The following is a 5,743-nucleotide window of genomic DNA, read 5'->3' as shown; positions in this document are numbered from 1 at the left end:
AGCCAGGATCAAACTCTCAAATAAAAGTTTATCTAGGGCTCAGATACTGTTATATATCTGGCTTTATGTTTGGTTGTTTCAAATTCTATAAATTAACCTACTGTTTAATTTTCAAAGTTCATTTTTTTCTTTTATGTTTGCCCTTTTCTTAAGGACAAGTAATACTATATCACCTTCAAATAACATCGTCAATACTTTTTATAAAGTTTTTTTATATTCTTTATTAGATGTTTGTAAATTCAAGTTATTTCATAGGTTCTAGCTTATTGTATGTATTATATTTTTTTTTATACAGCTTTATAATATATTATTTAATTATAAAAAATAATGTAAAAAAGTAATTTATCTTATACCTTCTTACACTACGCTTTATAATTCATTTTAATATTATATACTATATTCTTAATAAATCCTTCATCCTATTTAAATCAAATCCTAATACATGTTGCTCATTTATAATAGTAACTGGAATTGACATATACCCCATACGTATTAAGTTTTTTCTAGCTTCTGAATTTTTAGATATATTATGTTCTGTATATTCAATATTATTAGTTTTTAAAAATTCTTTCGCTTTTACACATTGAATACATGTATCACTTGTATATATTTCTACCGTTTTCATTATTTTTCTCTCCTTTATTATTTCAATCTCTATGCTTGTATTTTTTTTTATGTTAGATTACATTATTATTAACTGATTAATTAGTATATAATCTTATATATAACAAATTGAATTCGTTGAGCATAATTAATAATACAAAAAATTGTATTATTGTTCAATATAACTCTAAATTTTAGGAGGATTTTATTATGAGCAAAAAAGTATTAATTATGTCTGCTTCTACTGGCGGAGGACATAATAGAGCTGCTCGAGCAATTAAAGAAGAATTAGAACAAAAACTAATTGATGGAATACCTATACAATGTGAGATAATAGATAGCTTGAAATTGGTTAACAACACAATGGATAAAATAATATCTAGAGGATATGAAAAATCTGCACTATATACACCTAAAGCTTATGGTAGTGTTTATAGATTTTCTGAAACTAATCTTGCTTCTAAAAATGAATTTAAAGGTAATTTACTTACATCTTTTATGGCTCAAAAATTCAAAAAGCTTCTTAAGGATTCTAAACCTGATGTAATCATAGGAACACATCCATTTCCTATGATAGCTCTAAGTACATTAAAAAAGCATAAGGATACATATGGTGGTTCAACAAATTTAGGTGATACTTTTAATAAGCATCACTATAATATAGATGTACCTCCAATGATTTCTGTTTTAACAGACTATACAACACATTCTACGTGGATACAAAATGAATTAGATTATTACATAGTTGGGCATGAGTATGTAAGAGAATTATTAGTTCTTGAAGGTGTTGAAAGTGATAAAGTAAAAACATTTGGTATTCCAGTAGAGAACTCATTTTTATCTAACAGAGATAGAGAAACTGTTCTGGCAGAACTTGACCTATCTCCTGATAAATTTACGGTTCTACTTATGGGCGGAAGTTTTGGTGCTGGAAATATAAAAGAAACATTAGTTGAATTGTTAAATATAGATAGGGACTTTCAGATATTAGTAATAACTGGAAAAAACGAAAATTTAAAAGAAAAAATAGATAAAAAATTAGTTTCTTACGTTAATGATAAAAATGTGCGTGTTTTAGGATACACTACTAAAATGAATGATATATTAGCTTCAATTGATGTATTAGTAACTAAACCAGGGGGACTTACTACCACTGAAGCATTATTAAAAGATGTGCCAATGATAGTTCCTTATTATATACCTGGTCAAGAAGAAGAAAATTTAGATTTTCTCTCTAACTGTGGAGCTGCACTTAGAACAACAAAAAAATATACACTTCCAGTACTTTTAAAAGTTCTTATCGATGATTCATCTAGATTAGATATGCTTAAACGTAATATAAAGTCTATAAGGAAATCCAATGCTTCTCAAAATATAGCTAATTTAGTTGTAGATATATTAGAAAAAGATGAACAAGCTGAGTAATATGTATAATGTATATAATTATATACAAAAAGTCCCTATTCGATAATTCATATAGGGATTTTTTATTTTATAGTAAAATTTTAAATCTGTAACAATTTACTAACATCAACTTTTATATTTTTAATATCTCGGTTCATAAAGATCCTCTTCATAATCATATTGATAATTTTTATAATTATTTTTAAAGTCGGAACTTTTATCTTTTGAAGTCTTACTTAACTTTTTTTTGATTAATAAACTCATATCATCATTTTCATCAAATTTATTCTTTTCTCTTGAATTTAACTTATTTACCATCTTTTCTTTCATATCCTTATGCTCTTCTAAGTTCACAGTTGATTTCATATTACACTCCTATTAAAAGTTTTAAACAATACACAATAAATTATACAATACTGAAAATTTTTGTTCAATAAATCTAATTTATTTTTAACCACAAAATACTTCTATTAAACGACAAAAAATCGAGGTATCTACCTCGATTTTTATATTTCTCTTCTACCTTCTAATGCTTTAGATATCGTTACCTCATCTGCATATTCTAGATCCCCGCCTACTGGTAATCCATGAGCAATTCTAGTAACTTTTATACCCATCGGCTTTATAAGTCTAGCTATGTACATAGCAGTAGCCTCACCCTCTATTGTAGGATTAGTGGCCATTATTATCTCTGTTACATCTTGAGTTCCTAATCTTTGTATTAACTCTTTTACTTTTATCATATCTGGTCCAATACCATCCATAGGAGATATAACACCATTTAATACATGATATTTTCCCTTAAATTCTCTTGTTCTTTCCATAGCAGCCACATCCCTAGGATCTTCTACTACACAAATAACGCTGTCATCTCTATTTTTATTAGAGCACATGCTACAAGGATTCATATCCGCTATATTGCAACATACTGAACAGTACTTTATATCTCTTTTAGCTTCTATTATAGCTTTAGATAAAGCTTCTACATCATTAGTATTCATATTTATAACATGAAAAGCTAATCTTTGTGCTGTTTTTCTTCCTACTCCAGGAAGTTTTGAAAATTCTTCTATAAGCCTTGTTATAGGACCTGTATAAACTTGCATATTATCACCTACTAGAATAATCCTGGTATATTCATTCCGCCAGTTACTTTGTTCATTTGAGATGATTGCATATCATCTACACTTCTTAATGCTTCATTAACAGCACTTAAAACTAAATCTTGTAACATTTCTATATCTTCTGGATCAACAACTTCAGGTTTTATAGTTATGTCTACAACTTCTTTCTTCCCATTAACTTTTACAGTAACAGCACCTCCGCCAACTGAAGCTTCTACTTCCTTTGTTTCTAATTCTTCTTGCATTTTTTGCATATTTTCTTGCATCTTTTGAGCCTGCTTTAATATATTATTCATATTTCCAGGCATCATTCCGCCTCCAAAACCTTTCTTAGCCATAATCAAAATCCTCCTTAAAAACTTATTTCTTATTTTAATATTATATCATAATAATATTTATTATTTATCTTGATTTTCTTTAATACTATCTTTTATTTCTAATATATCTCCATTTACTAATTCTTTTAAAATTTCTTCACCTTTATCTTTTTTAGAACTTTTTATTTCTAAACTAATATTTTGGACTTCAGATTCTAATATTACTTTTATACTAAAACTTCTGTTTAGAGTTTCCCTTATTATCTGTTCTATATACGTTATAGTATTAGTATCATTTAATCTTTTCTTTGCAAATTCAAATCCATCTCCATAAATTATATATAGCATGTTTTCATAAACATTAAAACTACTCACATCACCTAATAAGAAATATACAGGCATTTGCTTGCTTTGTTTATCATCTTTAATTTTTTGTCTTATCTTTTGCCAAGATGCCTCTATTAGCTTAACATCTTCACTTTTAAGTACTTCATACACGATTTCTTCTTCCATAGCTATGCTACTTTCTACCACCTCATTATTATTCTCTCTGGTAGCAGTGTTAACGTTTATATTTCCACTTTCTATGATTTTCTCTAAATTTTCAATTCTTTTTATAAGTGCTTCTTTGCTTTCATCAAACATAGGTTGAGCAATTTTCATCATAGTTACTTCTGCTAAAACTCTTGGATTTGATGAAGTTCTCATAGTATCTTGAGTAACTGATAATATATTTAAAATTCTTATTAAATCATTTACATCTACATCATTAGCTTGAGATTTTAATTGTTTTATAGTTTCTTCTGGTAAAGAAATAATTTCATCAAGTTCTGTAGACACTTTACAAACCATAAGGTTTCTAAAGTGATCTATTAAATCATTTATTAGGTTTCTTATATCTTTACCCCATATAACAAATTCATTTAAAGTTTGAAGAGAATTTTTTGTATCTTGATTTATTATAAACTGCGCTAACTCAAATAATTGCTCTATATTTACAGTTCCTAATAACTCTACAACATCTTTATACTGTATTTTATTATCTCCAAAAGATATACATTGATCTAATATACTAAGTGCATCTCTCAGAGCACCCTGAGAGTTTCTAGATATTAGATTAAGTGCTTTATCTTCAACTTCTATATTTTCTTCCTTGCTTATTTTTTTCATCCTATCGGTCATATCACTTACTGTAACTCTCTTGAAATCAAATCTTTGACACCTAGATAAGATAGTAGCAGGGATCTTATGTGGTTCCGTAGTTGCTAATATAAATATCACATATGATGGTGGTTCTTCTAGTGTCTTTAAAAGAGCATTAAATGCACCTTGAGACAACATATGAACCTCATCTATTATATATACTTTATACTTAGCTTTAGTTGGCGAGTACTTAACATTTTCTCTAAGCTCCCTTATATCATCTACACTATTATTAGATGCTGCATCTATCTCTACAACATCCATCATATTATCATTTAATATATCCTTACATACATCACACTCATTACATGGTTCTTGATTAACCTTATCCAAACAATTAACAGCCCTCGCAAATATTTTAGCTGTAGATGTCTTACCTGTTCCCCTAGTACCTGAGAATACATAAGCATGACCAACATTATTATTCTCTATCTGATTTTTTAAAGTTCTTGTAATATGATCTTGTCCAACAACATCCTCAAAGTTTTGAGGCCTATATGCTCTATATAATGCCTTATGCATTTTTATCTCTCCTTAATAAAAAAATCCATCTAATATATTATTTTTCCAACATATTTAAATATTATATTATAATATTTAAATATGTTTTGTTCTTATCAATTATAAATCTATCCCACATACTTTATCCATTAATTTTGATAGATTATAATATATATTCTATTATAAGTTATATCCTTGAAATAATTAAAGTTTTATTAAATAAAAAAAATCCCTTAAAATTAAGAGATTTGTTTTTTATATATTTAAATGCTGTACACCATCTATTGATTTACTCTCACAGGCGTTACCTAAACAGTTAGCTCAACTTAGGCACCCCCGCGGCACACGAAAGTGATCACTTACCGCTGCTTCCTTCCGGATCTCACGGGGTTTATGAGCTTCCATTGCGCAGGACCTAAGTGTCAACACCACTTATTTAGGGCAGCCCTACAAGAGATAAACCTCTAGATGGAATTCAATCCTGCTATAGCGGATTGCAGGTTACAGGGCACCGCTACCTCCCCATCTAGTACAGCAAAATTACAACCATATTTAAATGTTCTTTGGCAGAGAGTGTGGGATTCGAACCCA

The 5,743-nt window shown here is 28.4% G+C and carries 6 protein-coding genes and 1 other RNA gene; 1 reads left to right on the top strand and 6 read right to left on the bottom strand.

Features of this window, described 5'->3' with window-relative positions; genetic code table 11:
- Positions 1-394: 394 nt before the first annotated feature.
- Positions 395-625, bottom strand: coding sequence for a glutaredoxin family protein (locus AC11VW_RS08845; protein ID WP_484301049.1), 231 nt, complete (start codon positions 623-625; stop codon positions 395-397).
- Between the two features lie 188 nt (positions 626-813).
- Between AC11VW_RS08845 and AC11VW_RS08840 the strand changes: the two genes are divergently transcribed.
- A complete protein-coding gene (locus tag AC11VW_RS08840) occupies positions 814-2,028 on the top strand; it encodes an MGDG synthase family glycosyltransferase (protein ID WP_484301048.1) in 1,215 nt (404 codons plus the stop codon).
- 120 nt (positions 2,029-2,148) lie between these two features.
- On the opposite strand, the gene AC11VW_RS08835 is transcribed toward AC11VW_RS08840, so the two are convergent.
- From AC11VW_RS08835 to ffs, 5 genes are all read right to left on the bottom strand, one after another.
- Positions 2,149-2,373, bottom strand: coding sequence for a hypothetical protein (locus tag AC11VW_RS08835; protein WP_484301047.1), 225 nt, complete (start codon positions 2,371-2,373; stop codon positions 2,149-2,151).
- A 140-nt stretch (positions 2,374-2,513) separates the two neighbouring features.
- Positions 2,514-3,113, bottom strand: a complete 600-nt coding sequence (gene recR / locus AC11VW_RS08830; RefSeq protein ID WP_484301046.1) for a recombination mediator RecR — start codon at positions 3,111-3,113, stop codon at positions 2,514-2,516.
- A gap of 11 nt (positions 3,114-3,124) precedes the next feature.
- Positions 3,125-3,469: a YbaB/EbfC family nucleoid-associated protein gene (locus AC11VW_RS08825; protein ID WP_484301045.1), complete on the bottom strand. Its 345-nt coding sequence runs from the start codon at positions 3,467-3,469 to the stop codon at positions 3,125-3,127.
- Between the two features lie 60 nt (positions 3,470-3,529).
- The gene (gene dnaX / locus AC11VW_RS08820) at positions 3,530-5,173 is read right to left on the bottom strand and encodes a DNA polymerase III subunit gamma/tau (RefSeq protein ID WP_484301044.1); all 1,644 of its coding nucleotides are present in this window, start codon (positions 5,171-5,173) and stop codon (positions 3,530-3,532) included.
- Positions 5,174-5,422: 249 nt separating this feature from the next.
- Positions 5,423-5,687, bottom strand: an RNA gene (gene ffs / locus AC11VW_RS08815) — signal recognition particle sRNA large type.
- Positions 5,688-5,743 lie beyond the last annotated feature (56 nt).

This window comes from Romboutsia sp. (assembly GCF_056995035.1).
Note: the sequence above shows the minus strand (reverse complement) of the source record. Positions and strands in the feature narration are given on the sequence as shown.